Origin of the sequence: Streptomyces sp. NPDC102360 (genome assembly GCF_044766085.1) — a bacterium.
Classification (GTDB): Bacteria; Actinomycetota; Actinomycetes; order Streptomycetales; family Streptomycetaceae; genus Streptomyces.
Genome location: NZ_JBIWLG010000016.1, coordinates 1 through 18136, shown reverse-complemented (window position 1 = coordinate 18136; position 18136 = coordinate 1). Strand labels below are relative to the sequence as shown.

Annotated in this window: 14 protein-coding genes; 8 read left to right on the top strand and 6 right to left on the bottom strand. The window is 70.1% G+C overall.

Annotation, left to right across the window (positions count from 1 at the left end; translation table 11 throughout):
• Window positions 1-63 precede the first annotated feature (63 nt).
• The 3 genes from ACIRHA_RS38565 (at window position 64) to ACIRHA_RS38555 (ending at window position 5602) form a co-directional block, all read left to right on the top strand.
• Window positions 64-861, top strand: coding sequence for an alpha/beta fold hydrolase (locus ACIRHA_RS38565; RefSeq protein ID WP_403855700.1), 798 nt, complete (start codon window positions 64-66; stop codon window positions 859-861).
• Between the two features lie 23 nt (window positions 862-884).
• The gene (locus tag ACIRHA_RS38560) at window positions 885-2279 is read left to right on the top strand and encodes an MFS transporter (protein WP_403855698.1); all 1395 of its coding nucleotides are present in this window, start codon (window positions 885-887) and stop codon (window positions 2277-2279) included.
• A 110-nt stretch (window positions 2280-2389) separates the two neighbouring features.
• A complete protein-coding gene (locus ACIRHA_RS38555) occupies window positions 2390-5602 on the top strand; it encodes a BTAD domain-containing putative transcriptional regulator (protein ID WP_403855696.1) in 3213 nt (1070 codons plus the stop codon).
• On the opposite strand, the gene ACIRHA_RS38550 is transcribed toward ACIRHA_RS38555, so the two are convergent.
• The gene (locus ACIRHA_RS38550) at window positions 5571-6278 is read right to left on the bottom strand and encodes an esterase/lipase family protein (RefSeq protein WP_403855694.1); all 708 of its coding nucleotides are present in this window, start codon (window positions 6276-6278) and stop codon (window positions 5571-5573) included. The two genes, ACIRHA_RS38555 and ACIRHA_RS38550, sit on opposite strands and share 32 nt — an antisense overlap.
• A 102-nt stretch (window positions 6279-6380) precedes the next feature.
• Window positions 6381-8384: a helix-turn-helix domain-containing protein gene (locus ACIRHA_RS38545; RefSeq protein WP_403855692.1), complete on the bottom strand. Its 2004-nt coding sequence runs from the start codon at window positions 8382-8384 to the stop codon at window positions 6381-6383.
• Between the two features lie 240 nt (window positions 8385-8624).
• On the opposite strand from ACIRHA_RS38545, the gene ACIRHA_RS38540 reads away from it, so the two are divergent.
• Together ACIRHA_RS38540 and ACIRHA_RS38535 are read left to right on the top strand one after the other, a co-directional pair.
• Complete coding sequence (locus tag ACIRHA_RS38540; protein WP_403855690.1) at window positions 8625-9932, top strand: MFS transporter; 1308 nt, start codon at window positions 8625-8627, stop codon at window positions 9930-9932.
• Window positions 9929-11137 carry an alcohol dehydrogenase catalytic domain-containing protein gene (locus tag ACIRHA_RS38535; protein WP_403855688.1) on the top strand — a complete coding sequence of 403 codons (1209 nt, stop codon included), beginning with the start codon at window positions 9929-9931 and terminating at the stop codon, window positions 11135-11137. Before ACIRHA_RS38540 ends, ACIRHA_RS38535 begins: the two co-directional genes overlap by 4 nt.
• 69 nt (window positions 11138-11206) lie before the next feature.
• Here ACIRHA_RS38535 and ACIRHA_RS38530 read toward each other — a convergent pair whose 3' ends face one another.
• Together ACIRHA_RS38530 and ACIRHA_RS38525 are read right to left on the bottom strand one after the other, a co-directional pair.
• Window positions 11207-12970, bottom strand: a complete 1764-nt coding sequence (locus ACIRHA_RS38530; protein WP_403855686.1) for an FAD-dependent oxidoreductase — start codon at window positions 12968-12970, stop codon at window positions 11207-11209.
• Window positions 12971-13067: 97 nt separating this feature from the next.
• A complete protein-coding gene (locus ACIRHA_RS38525) occupies window positions 13068-14399 on the bottom strand; it encodes an MFS transporter (RefSeq protein ID WP_403855684.1) in 1332 nt (443 codons plus the stop codon).
• A 202-nt stretch (window positions 14400-14601) separates the two neighbouring features.
• Here ACIRHA_RS38525 and ACIRHA_RS38520 point away from each other — a divergent pair, with 202 nt between their 5' ends.
• Window positions 14602-15456 (top strand): sugar phosphate isomerase/epimerase family protein, encoded by an 855-nt coding sequence (locus ACIRHA_RS38520; protein WP_403855682.1) that lies wholly within the window; start codon window positions 14602-14604, stop codon window positions 15454-15456.
• Window positions 15456-16223: an SDR family NAD(P)-dependent oxidoreductase gene (locus tag ACIRHA_RS38515; RefSeq protein ID WP_403855680.1), complete on the top strand. Its 768-nt coding sequence runs from the start codon at window positions 15456-15458 to the stop codon at window positions 16221-16223. Before ACIRHA_RS38520 ends, ACIRHA_RS38515 begins: the two co-directional genes overlap by 1 nt.
• Before the next feature lie 12 nt (window positions 16224-16235).
• On the opposite strand, the gene ACIRHA_RS38510 is transcribed toward ACIRHA_RS38515, so the two are convergent.
• Both ACIRHA_RS38510 and ACIRHA_RS38505 read right to left on the bottom strand, forming a co-directional pair.
• Window positions 16236-17237: a LacI family DNA-binding transcriptional regulator gene (locus ACIRHA_RS38510; RefSeq protein ID WP_403855678.1), complete on the bottom strand. Its 1002-nt coding sequence runs from the start codon at window positions 17235-17237 to the stop codon at window positions 16236-16238.
• Window positions 17238-17316: 79 nt separating this feature from the next.
• The gene (locus ACIRHA_RS38505) at window positions 17317-17676 is read right to left on the bottom strand and encodes a Beta-galactosidase C-terminal domain (RefSeq protein ID WP_403855676.1); all 360 of its coding nucleotides are present in this window, start codon (window positions 17674-17676) and stop codon (window positions 17317-17319) included.
• 21 nt (window positions 17677-17697) lie between these two features.
• Between ACIRHA_RS38505 and ACIRHA_RS38500 the strand changes: the two genes are divergently transcribed.
• Window positions 17698-18039 (top strand): hypothetical protein, encoded by a 342-nt coding sequence (locus ACIRHA_RS38500; RefSeq protein ID WP_403855674.1) that lies wholly within the window; start codon window positions 17698-17700, stop codon window positions 18037-18039.
• Window positions 18040-18136: the final 97 nt, after the last annotated feature.

Below are 18136 nucleotides of genomic sequence, written 5' to 3'. Positions count from 1 at the left end.
CCCAGCACTTCGCAGGAATCTCCACCGCGCATCACCAGCAGGAATCACCACGAGGAGAAGCTCATGCCGTACGTCGATGTGGCGCCCGGTGTCCGTATGGCCTACGAGGACCGGGGCACGGGCCACCCGATCGTGTTCGTGCACGGATGGGGAGGCAGCGCAGACGTGTGGGACTGCCAGGTGCTCGACCTGGCCGATCGGTTTCGCGTCATCACCGTTGACCTGCGGGGCCACGGAGCGTCGGACAAGCCGTGGGGCGACTACGGCTACGCGACGTTCTGCGCCGACCTGGCCACGCTGATGCGCGAACTGTCCCTCGAGGACGTCACCTTGGTGGGCTGGTCGATGGGCGGCCACATCGGCCTGAAGTTCGTGCAGACCATCGGGGCGCCGGTCGCACGGCTCGCGCTCACCGGGTCGGGTCCCCGCTTTCTGCAGGCGGCCGACGCGCCGTACGGCGGTCCCGAGGACAGCGCGCAGGCGCTGTGCGACGCCGTGCGCTTCAGCAGGGTGGAGACGATCCAGGGCCTGTACGGGCAGAACTTCCACCGGACCGATCTCGCCCCGACGCGTGACTGGCTGATCCGCATCGGCCTGCAAGTGCCCGCGTTCGTGGGCCTCAAGTCCTTCGAGGCGCTGCTCGCCGAGGACTTGCGGCCCGGTCTCGCGGACATCACGATCCCGGTCGCCGTGTTCTGCGGACGCCACGACGAGATCTGGGACCCGCGGTGGTCGGAGGCGGCCGCCAAGGACATCCCGCGCGCGGCCCTCACCTACTTCGAGAACAGCGGCCATGTCCCGTTCCTCGAGGAACGTACCGCCTGGAGTGCCGCTCTGACCGAATTCATCACCGGCAGCTGACTTTCACACCCAAGGAGCCGCACATGAAGACCCACCCTGACCAGCTACCGGCGCGCGCGCACCGCAAACTGCTCGCCGCCGGTCTGCTCGGCAGCTCGATCGAGTGGTACGACTTCTTTCTGTACGGCACCGCCGCCGCCCTCGTGTTTCCGCATGTGTTCTTCCCGCACTCCTCCGCGCTGATGGGGACGCTGCTCTCGTTCAGCACGTTCTGGGCGGGATTCCTGGCCAGGCCGATCGGCGGGGCCATCGCCGGCCACCTCGGGGACCGGCACGGGCGCAAGCCCGTCGTCGTGGTCGCCCTGCTGGGCATGGGTCTTGCCACCTTCCTGATCGGCTGTCTGCCCGGTGCCGGCACCATTGGTGTGGCCGCGCCGCTGCTGCTGGTGGTGCTGCGGTTCGCGCAGGGCCTGGCCTGCGGCGGTCAGTGGGGCGGCATCGTGCTGCTGCTGACCGAGTCGGCGAGCCCCAAGCGGCGTGGGTTCGCCGGGACCTTCGGGCAGATGGGCGTGCCGCTCGGCATCATCCTGGGCAACGCCGCCTTTCTGCTCACCACCAAGCTGACCTCCGACGACACCTTCCTGAGCTGGGGCTGGCGCGTCCCGTTCTTCTGCAGCGCCCTGCTGTTCCCCGTCGTGCTCTTCATCCAGACCAAGGTCGAGGACACTCCGGAGTTCGAGCAGCTGCGGCGCAGTGCGGAGCGCGGGGCCCGCCCGAAGGTGGCGCAGGCGCCGCTCAAGGAAGCGATACGCGACCACTGGCGCGCCATCCTGCTGGGCTGCGGGCTGCTCGCGGCCACCAACTCCCTCTTCTACATCAGCAACACCGGCGTCCTCGCTTACGCCACCGCCGAGCTCGGGATGGACCGTGAGGCACTGCTCACCGGGTCGTTGCTGAGCTCCCTCGTGGCCGTGGTGGCGACGCTCGCCGCGGGGGCCGCCTCCGACCGCTTCGGGCGGCGCCCCGTCATCCTGGTGGGAGCCGTCGCGCTCGTCGCCTGGGCTTTCCCGTACTTCTGGCTGGTGGACACGGCGAAACTGGGGATGCTCTTCGTCGCTGTCACCGTCGGTGCGGTCTTCCAGTCCCTGACCTTCGGCCCGCTGGCGGCCTACCTCGGTGAACTCTTCGCTCCCCGGGTGCGGCTGTCGGGCGCCTCGCTCGCCTATCAGCTCGCCGCGATCACCGTCAGCGGCGGCACGCCGGTCATCATGACGGCGCTCATCGCCCGGACCGGAGCGACCTGGCCGGTGGCTGTCTTCGTGGCCCTGATGGCGCTGGTGACGACCTGGTGTACCTGGCGGCTGCGGGAGACCAACCCGGCGTCCGTGCGACGTGATCCACAGGCCGTTCCCGGTGCTGAGGGGGCAGAGGCGCCGGGTATTGCCGTAGCCGGTGCGGAGTCAGTGGCCAAGGCGTAGGCCAAGGCAAGGGGCAGGGCGTAGGCCAAGGCAACAGGGCCGGGCGCAGGCCGACATCGGCCGGAACAGGGAGCAACCTCGTGGCCGCAGAGCGGGCTTACGATGCGGTGGTGACCGAGATCGTCCGTACCCGGCTGCGGCCGCCGAGGCCGGTCGCGGCGCGGATCGCACGACCCCGCGCCGCGGCCGCCTTCGCCGACGCGGCCGACGTGCCGTTGGTCTGCGTCGAGGCGGACGCGGGGTACGGCAAGACCACCTTTGTCGACGCCGTGACGACCGGTGCGCACCGGGCCTGGTACGCCCTCACCCCAGCGGACCGGGACCCGCACACCTTCCTCGCGCACCTCACCGCCGCCGTGACGGTTACGCAGGAAGCCGCCGGAGACTCACCATCGCCGAGCGGCAGCTGGTCCGCCCTGCTCGACAGGGCACTCGACCGGATCGACGAGTGGGCCGCGGCAGGCGGTACGTACATCGTGTTCGACGACTATCACGTGGTCCACGGTTCTCCGGTGGACGCGGTCGTCGGGCGGCTCGTGGACGTTCTGCCGGCGCGGGTGCAGATCGTCGCGACGTCACGGACCCACCTCGATCCCGAGTCCTGGGGAGGCCGCAACGCCAGGTACGACGCGGTGCGCGTCATCGACCGTGCTCTGCTCGCGTTCGACGACGGCGAGACCGTCGCCTACCTGCACTCCCGTTTCGGGGTGAGCCTGCCACCGCCGGTGGTCGAGGTGCTGGTCGAGGAGACCGAGGGCTGGCCGATCGCCCTGTCGCTGATCGGCCGTCGCCTGCATCGCGGTCACCACGATGCCGAGGAGCTGCTCGCGGCGCTGCCCGCGGGGCGGGACGCGGCCTTCGGCTTCCTCGGGAACCAGGTCTTCGCCGAGCAGCCCCTGGACGTGCAGCGCTTCCTCCTCGACGTGTCGGTTCTGTCCCTGCTCGCGCCCGAAGCCTGCGCCGCCGTCGCCGGCACGACGACACATGAGGCGGCGCGCACGCTGAGGGGGATCGCGGCAGCGGGGTTGTTCTGCGCCGAGACGGATGCGGGTTCCTACCGGATGCACCACCTGTTCCGGCATTTCCTCATCAGCCAGATCGACCCTGCGCGGCGGCGCGAACTGCATGGCGCCGCTGCTCGCCACTACCGCGCGGGTGGCGAGTACGAGCGGGCGGCCACCCATGCCCTGGCATCGCAGCAGCCCGAGGCCGCCGCGCGCGATGTGGCCGTGATCGCCGGGCAGTTGCTGGCCTCTGGCCGTCACCTCACCCTCCTCAGCCTGACGGACGACCTCGGCCCCGCCCTCGACGAGCATCCGACGCTCCTCGTCGCCCGTAGTCACGCGGTCCGCCTGAGCAGCCGGTTCGCCGAGGCCATCGACCTCGCGAGCCGGGCCGCACAGCTCATCGGTCACGAAGCCGGCCCCGAAGCCGGTCCAGAACCCGGCTCCGAAGCCGGCGACGACCTCCGTGAAGCGCTGCGGGCAGAGCTCGCCGTTCATCTCGACACGGTGCACCCCGCGCGCGCCGAGCAGGTCCTTGAACGCCTCACGGCCGTCGGCCCGCCAGAGCAGGACCTTCTCGCTCCGCGCATCGAGAACGAGATCAACCGCGGCCGCCTGGACCACGCCGCGCGACTGCTCGACCGCGCGGGTGACGCGCACACCGCCGCGCTGCGCCCCCGCCTGCTGGTGCGTCAGGGCAGGCTGTTGGAGGCCCGCAGCCTCCTGGAGCGGTTCACCGACGACCACAGCCGCATCCCGATGGCCCACCGCGAGAGCTCGGCTCTGCTCGCCTGGATGCACGCACTCCTGGGGCATGCCGACCGGGCGGCCGAGCACGCCCGGGTCGGAATCGGCCTGGGGCGAGACCTGCGCTCCCCTCTGCTCACCTGTGTCTCGACCGGTCGACTGGGGCTGGCCCTCAGCACCGGCTCCGGCCCCACCGACGTCCGCCAGGCCCAGCAGCACCTGCTGGAATCCCTCGAACTCGCCGAGCGGCTCGGCGTCGACCGTTTCCGGGCCGAGCCCCTCATGGGCCTGACGGTCCTGGCCGATCGGATGGGGCGGCCCGAGGACACGTTGCGCTTCGGAATCGACGCGGTCGAGATTCTGGCCGCTGCCGGAGACCGTTACCTCGAAGCCATGGCCCGACTGGCGATCGGCGCCGCCCTGGCACGTCGGCACGACCCGACGGCCCGCACCTGGCTCGAGGAGGCCCGGAAGCTGGCGCACGAGTGCGGCGATGCGCTGGTGCCGCTGCTCTGCGACCAATGGCTGGCGTCGCTGGACCTCGCCGAGGGGGATCGGGCCGCGTTCGCCGCGCGGGCACAGGACGTGCTGACCCGCACGGTGGACCTCAACCTCACCGATGTCTGGCTGACCCCCGGCTGGCTCGGGATCACGGACGAAGCCGTCCGACGGGCGTGGCTAGACGCGGCGCGGGCGGAGCGGTGCGCCGCCGCCCACGCGGCGTACCTGCAAGACAAGATCAGCTCGCCGGCCGACGGCGCCACCATCCTCCCGTCTCCAACAGCCCAGACCGTACTGCGTATTACGACGCTCAGCGGTTTCTCGGTCGACCGTGGAGGTGTCACCCTGACCGCGGAGTCGTTCGGGCGACGCAAAGCGATCGAGATCCTGCTGCTTCTGTGTGCGAGCGACCGCCATTCCCAGAGCCGTTCGGAGCTTCACGACAAGCTGTGGCCGGAGCTGTCACGCGAGAAGGCGAGCGTCAGGTTCCGGGTGGCCCTGCACGCGCTGCACCATGTGCTCGAGCCCGACCGGGCGCCGCGCGAGCCCACCCGATTCGTGCGCACCTCCGCGGACCGGATCTGGCTCGACCCGCACAGCGTGACCATCGACGCCGACGAATTCCGCGCACACGCAGGTCAGTTGCCGGCGTCCGCGGAGTGCGACCCGGCAGCGGGCCAGAAGGTCCTTGCCGCCTACCAACAGCCCTTCCTCCACGACTATCCGGCCTTCGAGTGGGCGATTCCCGTACGCGACGAGCTGGCGGTCCGATTCACCGAACTCACCCTGGCGACCGCGGAATCGTTGCTGGAAGCCGGCGACCACACAGCGGCCATTGCAGCCTGCCGCCGTCTCCTCGCCCATGACCCGTTCGTCGAACCGGCCTATGAAGTCATGGCGGCGGCCCGCCTCGCCGCAGGCGACTCGGCGGGCGCTCACCGGGCGTTTCGTGAGTGCGAGCGACTCTTCGAGGAAGAGCTGGACATCAGGCCCACGTGGACTCTGACCTCGTCCGGCGTGCACTCGGCTCGGCACACCGTCAGGTCGTCAGAAACTGACGTACGGCCTTGAGGATCGCCGCATCGGAGAGGTACCCCATGTGCGTCTCGCAGGCCACGTAGTTGTTGGTGGCCCCGCTGAGTTTGGTGCTGGTGTAGGGGCTGATCATGTTGTCGCAGGGCGAGTACCAGGTGGCGTACTTGGTGTTGCCGGGGGTCTCGTCACCGGAGTTGACGGTGGTCAGGAAGGACGAGCCGGGGTACATCTCCTGACACGAGGTGTAGATCTGGCAGGAAGAGGCCTTGGTGCTGCCGTGGTTGGCGCCGGCCAGTGAGGCCATGTGCTTCACGTACGGTTGCCCGCCGAGCTTGTTGATGTACCAGTCGGTGACCATGCCGCCCATGGAGTGGTTGACGATGTCGACCTGGTCGGCTCCTGTGGTGGCCCGCACCTGCTTCACGTAGTCGGCCAGGCCCTGAGCGCTGGTCTTGTTCGACTGCGTCCAGGTGTACTGGTAGGTGAACAGCTCGTCGGCCGAGTAGCCGGCGTCCTCGAACGAGGCTTTCGCGGCACTCCAGTTGGACGGGCTCTCGGCGTAGCCGTGCACGAAGACGACCGGAGTGTGGGTGGCGGCCTCGGCCTGGGGAGCCGTGACCGCGCCGCCGAGGGCGAGCGTGCCCGCGACGGCGAGCGCGGTGAGTGCGGAGCGGGTACGGCGTGTGGCGGAGGCATCAGAAATGCGGCTCAATGTCTGCTCCCGGTAGAGGGGAAACCCGGACGGGGTGCCCGAGCGGAGGGAACGTTAGGCAGCCGCGTTACAGCAGGGTTACAGGCCCCTCAGAGGTGCGCCTCAGAGGTGCGAGAGCTGCCAGAGGCGCAGCGCGAGGTGGACGTCGAGTACGCGCGTGCCGTCCCGCCAGTCGGCGCCCAGAAGACGGTCGAGCTTGTCCAGGCGCTGGCGCACGGTGTTCTGGTGCAGGTGGAGACGCGACGCGGTGGTGGTGACGCTGCGGTTGGCATCCAGGTACGCCAGGGCCGTGGGCGCCAGGGAAGTGCCGTGCTCGGTGTCGTGGGCGAGGGCCGGACCGATGGCGTCCTCGACGATGGTGCGGTGCAGCGCCGTGTCCTGTGCCCCGAGTACGAGCCCGACACTGCCCAGCATCGACTCCGTCGCCGCCTCGCCCTCCCGCCCGAGCAGCCGAAGCGCCCGCGCGATCCGGTGCGCCCTCTCGTGCGTGTCGCGGACCGAGGCGATGCCGTGCCCGGGGCCCGCGCAACCGACCGTGGCCGCTACTCTCCTGCGCCGCAGCTCGGTGGAGATCTCGGTGCCGATGCGCGCCGGAGCCTCGCAGGACAGCAGTGCGCATACGTGCCCACGGTGCGACGCGACGAGCCCGACGCTGCCCGCCGTCTCCTGAACGACGCGGGAGACGACCGCGTGAGCCGTCTCCGGTTCCTGCGAATCGACCACCAGGACTGCCAGTGACGCCTCGACGTGGATGCCGTACTCAGCGAGCTTTCGCTGCAGCACGGGCAAGGAAGGACCGGTCGCGCCCTCGGCCAGAACGAGATCGAGGAGCTCGGACTGCTCGCGCGTGCCCGCCTCCGCGATCGCCTGATCGAACAGCAGCTGGGCGACGAGGGTGGTGGCGGCCCGTTGCAGGATGAGGTCGTCGAGCGCGTTGAGGGGACCGGAGGCGCAGATCGCGCCCAGCACCTTGTCGCCCACGACCGCGGCCATCACGGTCGTCATCCGTGCCTGCGCCGGGGAGTTCGCTTCCTGGTCGGCCGAGCAGGGGCTGTCCGGGCGCAGGTCGCTCGTCGCCGGCTCACCGGTGCGGCGGGACTCCTGTGCCAGCTCGCTCAGCCGTCGGGCGTCATGCCCGGCCGTGGTCCGTGCGGCACTCAGCATGTCGGCCGTCACCATCTGCACGTCGGTGCCGAGAATCGTCGCGAGCTCCGCCTCGATGCGGCTCAGTCCCTCCATCGAGGACAGTGCGGAGACCAGTGCGGCGTCGGCCCGCTCAAGACGCTGAAGGTCCGTGACGTGACGCCGGCTCTCGGCTTCGGCATGCCGTGCCTGGTCGAGCGAGTGATGGAGGCTCTCCACCAGTTGTGCGGTCTCCAGGGCCACGGCGGCCAGCGAGGCAAGGGAGTTGAGCGTCGATGCCTCGGCGTGGTCGTAACCACGGGGGTAGCGGTCCGCGACCAGGAGCGCTCCGATCACCCGGCCCTCGACGTGCAGGGGCGCTCCGAGGATCGCCCTTACTCCCTCGGCGCGGACCGCGTCGTCGACGGACGCGATGTGGTGCATAGTCTCGTCGGTCAGATAGTCGCGGGTGGCAGCGGGTACGTCCGAGTCGGCGACGGCGCCGAGGATGCCCGTGCCGAACGGCATGCGCAGGGAGCGGTAGGCAGAGGTGACGACACCGTCTGTGGTGTGGATGTACGTCTCTTCCGTGGCGTAGTCGTTGAGGCTCAGGTACGCCATGTCCGAGCCGACGATCGTGCGCGCGCTGCGCACGATCGTGCGGATCGCCGCTTCGCGGTCGCGCTTGGCGGTGATCTCGAGGGCCGTCTCGTAGATGGCATTGAGCAGAGCCTGTCGTGTGCGGGCCTCGGCGAGCGTGTGACCGATCGTCCGGATCGCCTGCCGGGCCGCGGGTGACAGGTGTCGGAGATCCTCGCCCGCGAGCAGCGCGTCGAGGGCTGCCGCGTCGGCCTCGGAGGCCAGCGCGGTCAGGACGGATTCGACAGCGTGGGTGGGCACCGTGGGCGCCGTGGGGCCGGTCGGGGAGGCGGCCGCGCAGGACCGCGCGGCCGAGGCGGAGCCATCGTCGGACACATCGGACATGGGCACAGCCTCCTTGATCGTCCGAGGACTCCCCGCCGGTAATGGAGAAGTCCACAGTAATCCGCCGAGATCATGGAGTTCTCTCCATAGCTCCACGGAAGCCGCCCGGCGAAGCTGTGCGCAGGCGTTGTCGCTGGTGACAGCGCCGTGCAGTCACAGAAGGGGCGCCGAATGGCCACCATGGACGCCGGTACGCGGGGTGTTCCCCCGGCGGGTTTCAGAAAGATCATCGCTGGTTCGATGGCCGGCACTGTCGCCGAGTGGTACGAGTTCTTCATCTACGGAACGGCCGCGAGCCTCGTCTTCGGCGAGCTGTTCTTCCCCGGGTCCGACAACCCGCTCGACGGGGTGATCGCCGCCTTCGCGACGTACGCCATCGGCTTTGTCGCCCGCCCACTGGGCGGCCTCGTCTTCGGACACTTCGGCGACCGGTACGGGCGCAAGCAGCTCCTGCAGATCTCGCTCCTGCTCGTCGGGGCGTCGACCTTTCTGATGGGCTGTCTGCCGGGCTTCGACACCTGGGGCTACCTGGCGCCGGTCGCTCTGGTGACCCTGCGGTTCGTCCAGGGATTCGCCGTCGGCGGCGAGTGGGGCGGTGCCGTGCTGCTCGTCAGCGAACACAGCCCCGACGACCGCCGCGGCACCTGGGCCGCGTTCCCCCAGGCGGCCGTGCCACTCGGGAACCTGATCGCCACGATCGTCCTGCTGAGCCTCAACGCCGTCATGTCGCAGGACATGTTCCTCACCTGGGGCTGGCGCATCGCGTTCTGGCTGTCGGCCGTGATCATCATCGTCGGCTACTACGTACGCAAGAACATCGAGGACGCCCCGCTCTTCGTCGAAGCCCTCGAGCGGCAGAAAGAGCGAGAGGAGGAACAGGCCGGACTCAGGGAACTGCTGAGCCGCCATCCCCGACAGGTCCTCGCGGGAATGGCCGCGCGCTTCGGTGACAACACGCTCTACTACCTCATCGCCACGTTCACGATCACGTACCTCACCGTGTCGAAGGGCATGTCCAGCCAGACCGTGCTCCTGCTCATGCTCATCGGAAACACCTTCCAGACCGGCTTCATGATCCTCGCCGGGTACGTGTCCGATCGCATCGGCCGGCGCCCCACCTACCTCCTGGGCGGGGTGACGGGGCTCGTCTGGGCCGTCGGCTACTTCTTCGCTCTGGAGACAGCGAACTTCTGGGTGATCCTCGCGGCGATCGTCGTCGGCCTCGGGGTGCACGCGATGCTCTACGCCCCCCTGGGGGCGATGCTCAGCGAGATGTTCCCGACCCGGGTCCGGTACACGGGAGTGTCGTTCTGCTACCAGGTGACGTCGATCTTCGCGGGCTCCCTCGCCCCGATCATCGCTGCCCTGCTGCTGTCCCACTTCGGCTCGACCGTGCCCATCACGATCTACATCCTCGTCGTCCTCGCGGTGTCGACCACCACGGTCTTCGCGGCGTACAAGGAAACTTCCGGGGCCTCGCTTCGAGCCATCGACGAACAGGATCACTCAGCCAGGCAGGACACGGCACCGGTAGGAGCGGCCCGATGAACACGACGACGAACACGGCGACGAGCGCGACGATGAACCCCACCCCGACCCACCAGGCCCACCAGGCCCGCCAGACCCGCCAAATCCGAGGGGCCGTGTTGGAGTCGTGCGACAACGAACGCCCCTTCGCCACCAGCCGGCCGATCACCGTGTGCGACCTCCAGCTGTCCGGTCCCGGCCCCGATGAGGTGCTGATCCGCATCGAGGCCGCCGGTGTGTGCCATTCGGATCTGTCCGTGGTGGACGGCAACAGGCGCCGGCCGACTCCGATGCTGCTCGGCCACGAAGCCGCCGGGCGCATCGTCGAGATCGGCGAGAACGTCGCCGACCTCCGCGTCGGACAGCGGGTCGTCATGGCGTTCCTGCCCCGCTGCGGAGCATGTGCGGGGTGCCGAACCAACGGCAAGATGCCGTGCGTCGCGGGTACCGCGACGAACAACGCGGGGACGCTGCTCGGCGGCGGCACCCGACTGTCGCGGGGCGGCGAACCGGTCTACCACCACCTGGGCGTCTCCGGCTTCGCCACGCACGCCACCGTGGACCGCAGGTCCGTCACCCCGGTCGACGACGACGTGCCGCCGGACGTCGCCGCCCTGCTCGGCTGCGCGGTCCTGACCGGCGGTGGAGCCGTACTCAACGCGGTGCGCCCCGCACCGGGCCAGACCGTGGCGGTCGTCGGCCTCGGCGGGGTCGGCATGGCAGCGGTGCTCACCGCCCTGTCGCTCGGTGCCGAAGTCGTGGGGGTCGACGCCGTCGAGTCCAAACTGGACCTGGTCAGGCCACTCGGCGTCGCGCAGGCACTCACCCCGGAACAGGCCCACGAGCAGGGACTCCGGGCGGACGTCGTCGTGGAGGCCGCCGGACATCCGCGCGCATTCGAGACCGCCCTGGCCATCACCGCGCCCGGAGGCGCCACGGTGACGGTCGGCCTGCCCGGGCCCGAGGCGCGCGCCACCGTCTCGCCCCTCACGCTCACCGCGGAAGCCCGGACTGTCGTGGGCAGTTACCTCGGCTCCGCCGTGCCCCAACGGGACATCCCGATCTACGCACAGCTGTGGCGCGAGGGCCGGCTTCCCGTGGACCGGCTCATCTCCTCCCGCATCCGGCTGGATGACATCAACGAGGCGATGGACCTCCTCGCCGGCGGATCCCAACTCCGACAGGTGATCGTGTTCGACGACGATGGCACGCCCGCGGTGGGGTGAGTGCGGTGGCCGGCCCTCCTCGCGGGCCCCGCGTCGGCGGCCGTCTTCGTCGCCGGTGACCGGAGGCGCTCAGCGCGGGCTCGACTCCGTCTCGTACGCGGTCGCGTCCGCGGCGTGCCGGGCCGCGACGTAGCCGAAGGTCATGGCGGGGCCGATGTTGATGCCGCCGGACGGGTAGTGACCGCCCATCACGTTGGCCTGGTCGCAGCCCGCCGCGTACAGGCCGGGGATCGCCTCGCCGTTCGCGTCCAGCACCCGCGCGCTCTCGTCGGTGTTCAGGCCGGCGAAGGTTCCGAAGCTGCCGGGCAGCACCTTGATCGCGTAGAAGGGGCCCTTGTCCAGGGGAGCCAGGGACGGGTTGGGGCCGTGCGCGTAGTCACCGGAGCCGCGGTTGAAGGGGGTGGTGCCCCGCTGGAACTCGGGGTCCTCTCCCTGGCGGGCGTGCTGGTTGAACTCGTCGACGGTGGACCGGAGTTGGACCGGGTCGATGCCGCAAGTCTGCGCGAGCTCCTCCAGGGTGTGTCCGCGCGTCATGTATCCGTTGCGCAGGTAGGGCCACTGTGGGACCGGGAACGACTTGGCCATGCCGAAGGGGTAGCGGCGCTGGAACCGGTGGTCGCAGATGAGCCAGGAGACCACTTCTTCGCCCTGCGGGGTGGCGTCGATCATGGCGGTGACGTAGTCGTAGTAGCCGTTCGCCTCGTTGACGAAGCGTCGGCCGTCGCGCATCACCGCGAGAAGGCCGGGCTTTCCGCGGTCGACGATGTGGGGGAACCTGCCGGTACGGCTGTTGGGGAGACGGATGGGGGACACCGGGCACCAGGCGGCGGGGGAGGCGCCGGTGGTGTCGAGGACGCCGCCGACCTCCTCGGCGAGGCGGATGCCGTCGCCGGTGGTGGAGGCGGGGGCGAGGGTCTGGTGGTGCACGCCGGTGCCCTTGGGGAAGAGGGCGCGGCGCCGCTTGTCGTCGTGCGGGAAGCCGCCGGTGGCCAGGACCGTGCCACGGCGGGCGCGGATGGTGACGTCGCCCTGCGGGGTGGAGACCATGGCTCCGTTGACCTCGCCGCGTTCGGTGAGCAGGCGTGTGGCGGGGGCGTTCACGTAGAGCTTCACGCCCAGGTCCTCGGCGGACTTGGCCAGCCTGGCGACGAGGGCCGGCCCGTTGACCAGGTGCATGCCGCGCCGGTGCGTGACCAGGTCCAGCGTGTGGAGGGCCACGCGCCGGGCGGCGTGGAGGAAACCCTTGACCGAGGTGGTGGCGTGCAGGAAGTGCTGCAGATCGGTGCCGGCCATGATGCCCATGCCGAGGAAAGAGGTCTCGTACATCTGCGGGCGCAGTTTGCGGCGCAGGGACCTGCTCAGGCGGCGGGCGTTGATCGGCTCGGGCCCCACCTGGCGGCCGCCGGTGCTCGCTCCGGGCTGCCACGCCTGGATGTCGGCGATCTTCGCGCCGTTGACGAAGCGCAGGCTGGTGCGGTCGTGGAAGAAGCCGACCATGTGGGGAGCGGCCTCGAGGAAGGCGGTCACCCGTGACTCGTCGAATTCCTTGCCCAGGACGTTCCTGAGGTAGGTGCGCGGCTGGTCGATGTCCTCGACGAAGCCCTCGGCCCGGGCGAGAGGGTGGCGCGGTGTCCACATCCAGCCGCCGGACCAGGCGGTGGCGCCGCCACACACCGGGTCCTTCTCGACCACGACCACCTTCAGGCCGTGCCAGGCGGCGGTGACCGCGGCGGACAGGCCGCCGGCGCCCGACCCGATGACCAGCAGGTCGCAGGCCAACTCCCGTGCTGGGGAGGGTTCCTGACGGGTCGCGGTGGAGGCTTGGGTACTCATGGGGTCTCTCTCTTCTCGCCGGTGTGTTGTGCCGGCGTATTGCTTGCTCGCGTGCTGAAGTGCCGCTGGTCGAGCCGACGTCACCTTCTCGGGTGGGTCATACGGGCTCGTGCCGTCGGCCCGCGGCGCCGGCGGACGTCCACCGGTAGGCGAACAGGCCGGTGACCAGGGCGGCGAGGGCGAGTCCTGCCAGGAGCAGGGCCACGCCGAGCCAGTCGCCGTCATGGCCGGCGAGGGCGGTGGCGACCAGCGGGATGAAGCCGCCGACCGCGCCCGCCAGCGCGTAGCCGAACCCGGCGCCGCTGTAGCGCACGGAGATGTCGAACATGCCGGTGAACCAGGTCTGTTGCACCGCGGTGGAGATGTTGTGCCCGAGGTTGATCAGGGCGAAGAAGCCCAGCGTCATCAGCACCAGGGAGCCCGAGCGCAGGGACAGGAAGAACGGGACCGCGGCCGCGGCGGCGCACAGGGGGCCGGCGACATAGAACCAGCGGACGCCCACCCGGTCGGCGAGCTTGCCGTAGACGGGGGTGAGGAGTGAGGCGAGAACCAGCGCGATCATGGACGCGGTCAGCACCGTACTCGTCGGGTGGTCGGTGTAGTTCTCCACGTAGACGAGCGAGAAGGTGAAGGCGATGTAGAAGCAGCCCTGGTCGACGAGGCGCATGCCGATCACCGCGAGAATCCGCAGGGGCGAGGTCTTCAGTGCCACCCAGAGCGGCGCCTTGGCCCGCTCCCGCTTCTCCTTGGCCTCGGCGAACTCGGTCGACTCCGCGACGCCCGTGCGGATGAGGAGGCCGACGACGGCGAAGACGAGGCTGATCAGGAAGGGGATGCGCCAGCCCCAGGACTCGAACTGGGCCTGCGTGGTGAGCGCCTGCATCAGGGAGAAGACGGCGGTGCCGAGCAGCAGGCCGATGAAGGAGCCGACCTGGACGCCGCTGGCGAGGAAGTTCTTCTTCCCCGGTGGGGCGCTTTCCACGGCCATCAGCGCGGCGCCGCCCCACTCGCCGCCGACCGCCACACCCTGGATCGCACGCAGCAGCACCAGGCAGATGGGGGCCGCGATGCCCATCGCCGCGTAGGTGGGCAGTGCGCCGATCGCGGCGCTGGCCAGACCCATGATGAGCACGGTGAGGAACAGCATCTGCCTGCGCCCGATGCGGTCACCGAAGTGACCGAAGATGGCGCCGCCCAGCGGTCTGAAGACGAATCCGACGGCGAACGAGCCCATCGAGGCGAGGAGCCCGACGAACGCGTCGTGCGAGGGGAAGTACTGCGGCCCGAAGATCGTCGCCGCGGCGATGCCGTAGAGGAAGAAGTCGTACCAGTCGATCACGGCACCGGCCATGCTGGCCGCCGCCCGGCGTCGCGGCGAGGCGCCGCCAGGGGCGGGCGGATTGTCCATGGAGACAACTGTGGTCTCCATGGGCCCTGAGTGAGAGTTGTTGTGGGGCATCGTTGCTCCAAACCTGGGCGGCCATCGATCACTGCACGGGCCGTGGGAGTCGCGTCCTGCTGGGCAGGAAGCCATTGACACCTTGATGACTACGTAGTCATTCTGGTGTGGGCAGCGTAGGAACGTCTTCTGCGCCGCGTCAATACCCGCACTCGATTGGTGGTTCAAATACGTGGACATCACGTTCGGGCTCGCTCACTTGTCGGCCCTGCAGCTGGATCCGCCCGCCCTGGTCAGCGCGGCGAGCGAGGCCGGCTTCGCCTCGGTGGGTGTGCGGGTCTTCCCCGCCACCCCGACGGAGGCCCGCTATCCGGTCGCGGCCGGAACGCCGATGGCGGCCGAGACGGTCCGCCGCTGTCGCGGCACCGGTGTCTCGGTCCTGGACGTCGAGGCCTTCACCCTCGACGGTGTGCGCGGGCCCGCGGACTGGATACCCGCGCTGGAGGCCGGGGCGGAACTCGGCGCCCGCGTCCTGAACGTCATCGGGGCAGACCCCGACCCGTCCCAACTGCGGTACTCGCTGGCCGAGTTGGTGGCCGACGCGGCCGGCTTCGGGATCCGCCCCTGCCTCGAACCGATCTCCTACCAGTGCGTCGACACCGTCGCGAAGGCTGCGCGGCTGGCCGAGGAGACCGGGGCTGGGATCATGCTCGATGTCCTGCACTTCGTGCGCGCGGGCGGCACGGTCGCCGACCTCGCGGCACTGCCCGCCGGGGCCGTCGAGGTGATCCAGCTCTGCGACGGTCCGGCCACGGTCCCCGACCTGCCCACCCCGACGCGGCTCCCGCTCGGGCAGAGCGTCGACGGTTCCTCGCGGCAGATCGAATCCCGGGCGCACCGCCTGGCACCCGGATCGGGCGCCTTTCCGCTGGCCGGGATCCTGGGCGCCCTGCCGGGCGTGCCGGTCAGCGTCGAGGTGCCCCACGTCGACCGGACCGCGCGCGAGGGCACCGCCGCGTATCTGACAGCCCTCCACCGGGCCACCACCACACTGCTCACCTCCACCGACACTGCAGGAGTCCGCTGATGACCGAGCTCGTCGACACCATGGCCCCCACTACCGACTACTGGCCCGGCCGCTACCGTGACCAGGTCGTCCTGGTCACCGGCGCGGCGGGCGGACTCGCCGCACCCACCTGTCGGCGGCTCGCCCGCGAAGGCGCCACCGTGATCTGCACGGACGTGGCGGGCGACGGGGACGGCTCCTCTCCCGAGGCCTGCCTGTCCCTTGATGTCACCGACCCGGAGGCCTGGTCCCGGGTCGTCGCCGACATCATGCGCACCCACGGGCGGCTCGACGGCGCGCTCCTGGCCCACGGTGTGCAGGGCCCCGAGACACCGATCGACGAGACACCACGGGACGGCTGGCAGCGAACCCTCGCCATCAACCTCGACGGCTGCCTGCACGGCCTCGGCGCCGCCCTGCCGGCGATGCGCGCACGCGGCTACGGACGTGTCACCATCCTGTCCTCCATAGCCGGTCGCGAGGGCAACCCCCACCAGGCCGCCTACTCCGCGTCGAAGGCCGCTGTCATCTCCCTGGTGAAGACCGCGGCCAAGGAGTACGCCCGCGACGGCATCACCGTCAATGCCGTCGCCCCCTCGATGATGCGGACCCGCATGCTCGATGACCTCAGCGAGGAACGCAATGCCGCGCTGCTCGCCAGGGTGCCGATGGGCCGCGTCGGCACCCCGGAGGAGTTCGCCGCGCTCGCGGCCTGGCTGCTCTCGCCCGAGGCCAGCTACACCACAGGACAGACCCTCGACCTGAGTGGAGGGCGCAACACCGCCTGATCCGCTGTACGTTCACGCCGGAGCGGCGGTCGTGCCCCGCTCGACCAGCCGCACCGGGAAGAGCGTCTGGGAGAACTCGCCGTCCGCCCGGCCCTCGAGCCGGTCGATGAGCACGTCCACCGCCTTCGCCGCCATCTCCGCGAACGGCTGGTGCACCGTGGTGAGGTTGATCATCGACCACCGGGCGGGTTCCGAGTCGTCGAACCCGACGACGGACAACTCCTCGGGCACCCGGACCCCCAACTGCGACGCCGCATCCAGCGCCGCGAACGCGAAGGAGTCCGTCGAGCAGAAGATCGCGGTCGGCCGGGGCTCCGCCGCCAACAATGAGCGGGTCATCTCCAGCCCGCTCTCGTGATCGATGGCCCCTCGCCGCACGTACTCCTCGGGCAGATCCAGGCCACGCTCCCGCAGCGCGTCCCGCATGCCGTCCTCGCGTTCGCGGCCATTGCTCACCGTGCGCGGCACCGACAGCATCGCGATCCTTTGGTGTCCCAGCTCGGCCAGATGATGTGCGACCAGCGCACCGCCCGCCCGGTCCTCGCTCATGACGGTGTCCGCGCGCAGGTCCGAGAAGTCGCGGCTGAGCAGCACCATCGGCATGTGACGTGCCGCCACCCGAGCCACCCCCGGGGAGTCGTCCGTCGCGGACATGAAGATCAGCCCGTCGACGATCGCCTCGTTCAGGACCTCCACGGCTTCCGCGTCATGCGCTTCCTCGGGGTCGCGGATGAGGGCCATCCGATAGCCGCGCGCCGCCGACCGCTCCTGGATCGTCGCGATCGCCGGTGGGTACAGGGGACTCCTGAGGTCGGCCACGACCACGCCGAGCGCCTTCGCCCGACGCGTCACCAGCATCCGGGCCGCGGCATCGGGCCTGTACCCCAGCGCCTGGGCCGCGTCGATCACGCGTCGACGGGTCTTCTCCGTCACGGAGGGATGACCACGCAGCGCCCGCGACACCGTCGTCTGCGAAAGACCCAGCTGCCGGGCCAGATCGACACTCGTCACCATGGGACGAGGATACGGGGCCACCTCCGCGTTCCCGAAGCCCGTTCCCCTGACCGACCTGGGGCGACAGCCTCCAGCCGGGTCATTCGCGCACCACGAACACCTTCACGTCCCATGGGCCGAGCTCCACCGATGCGCCGGCCTCGTACGGGATGTGCGCGAGGGCGTCCTGCGCGGCGGTGTGAAGGGAAACGGAGGACGGCTCCCTGGACCAGTTGTGCAGGAAGCGGACGCGGCGGCCGTCCCGGGCGGTGACCGAGGCCGCCGTGACGCTCGGGTGCGGGCGGCCCGGATTTCCCGGCATCCCGGCCCAGCGGAAAAGTGCCTCGCCGAAGGCCGGGTCGGGCACCGTGCCGACGCAGGTGATGCGCCCGGCGCCGTACGGGCGGGTCGTGACGGCGGGCCGGCGCCCGAGGTGCGGATCGTCGTACGTGGCCGGCACGTCCGCCCCGTCCGGGGACGGATGCACAAACTGCTGGTGTGGAGCGGCAACGACAACCTCGACGTCGCCGCCCAGTACGCGGTCTCGGCCGACTTCGTCAAGGGCCTGGCTGGTCAGGAAGGCGCGGGCGCCTTCATCAACACCCACGCCTACCAGGGCGCGGTCTTCAGCCACCTGCGCAAGCGCAAGGCCGACCCGTCGCCCCTCAACCCCCTGCTGATGGGCCGCGCCGGGGTGCAACGGCACATCGAGATCTTCGGCAACACACATCGCGCACGCACTCGCGCAGCGCGTCACGATGGCGTCCCTAGTCGGACACCGTTGGTGAATTCCCCGGGTGCTACGTGGGTCGGATTCGGGTGAACCGTGAGGTCCTCGTGGTGGCGAGTGGGGTGTCAGTGAGCCAGGCGTCGGTGCGGATGAAGTTGAGGGCTGCTGCGGTCAGTACGTGCTGGAAGCG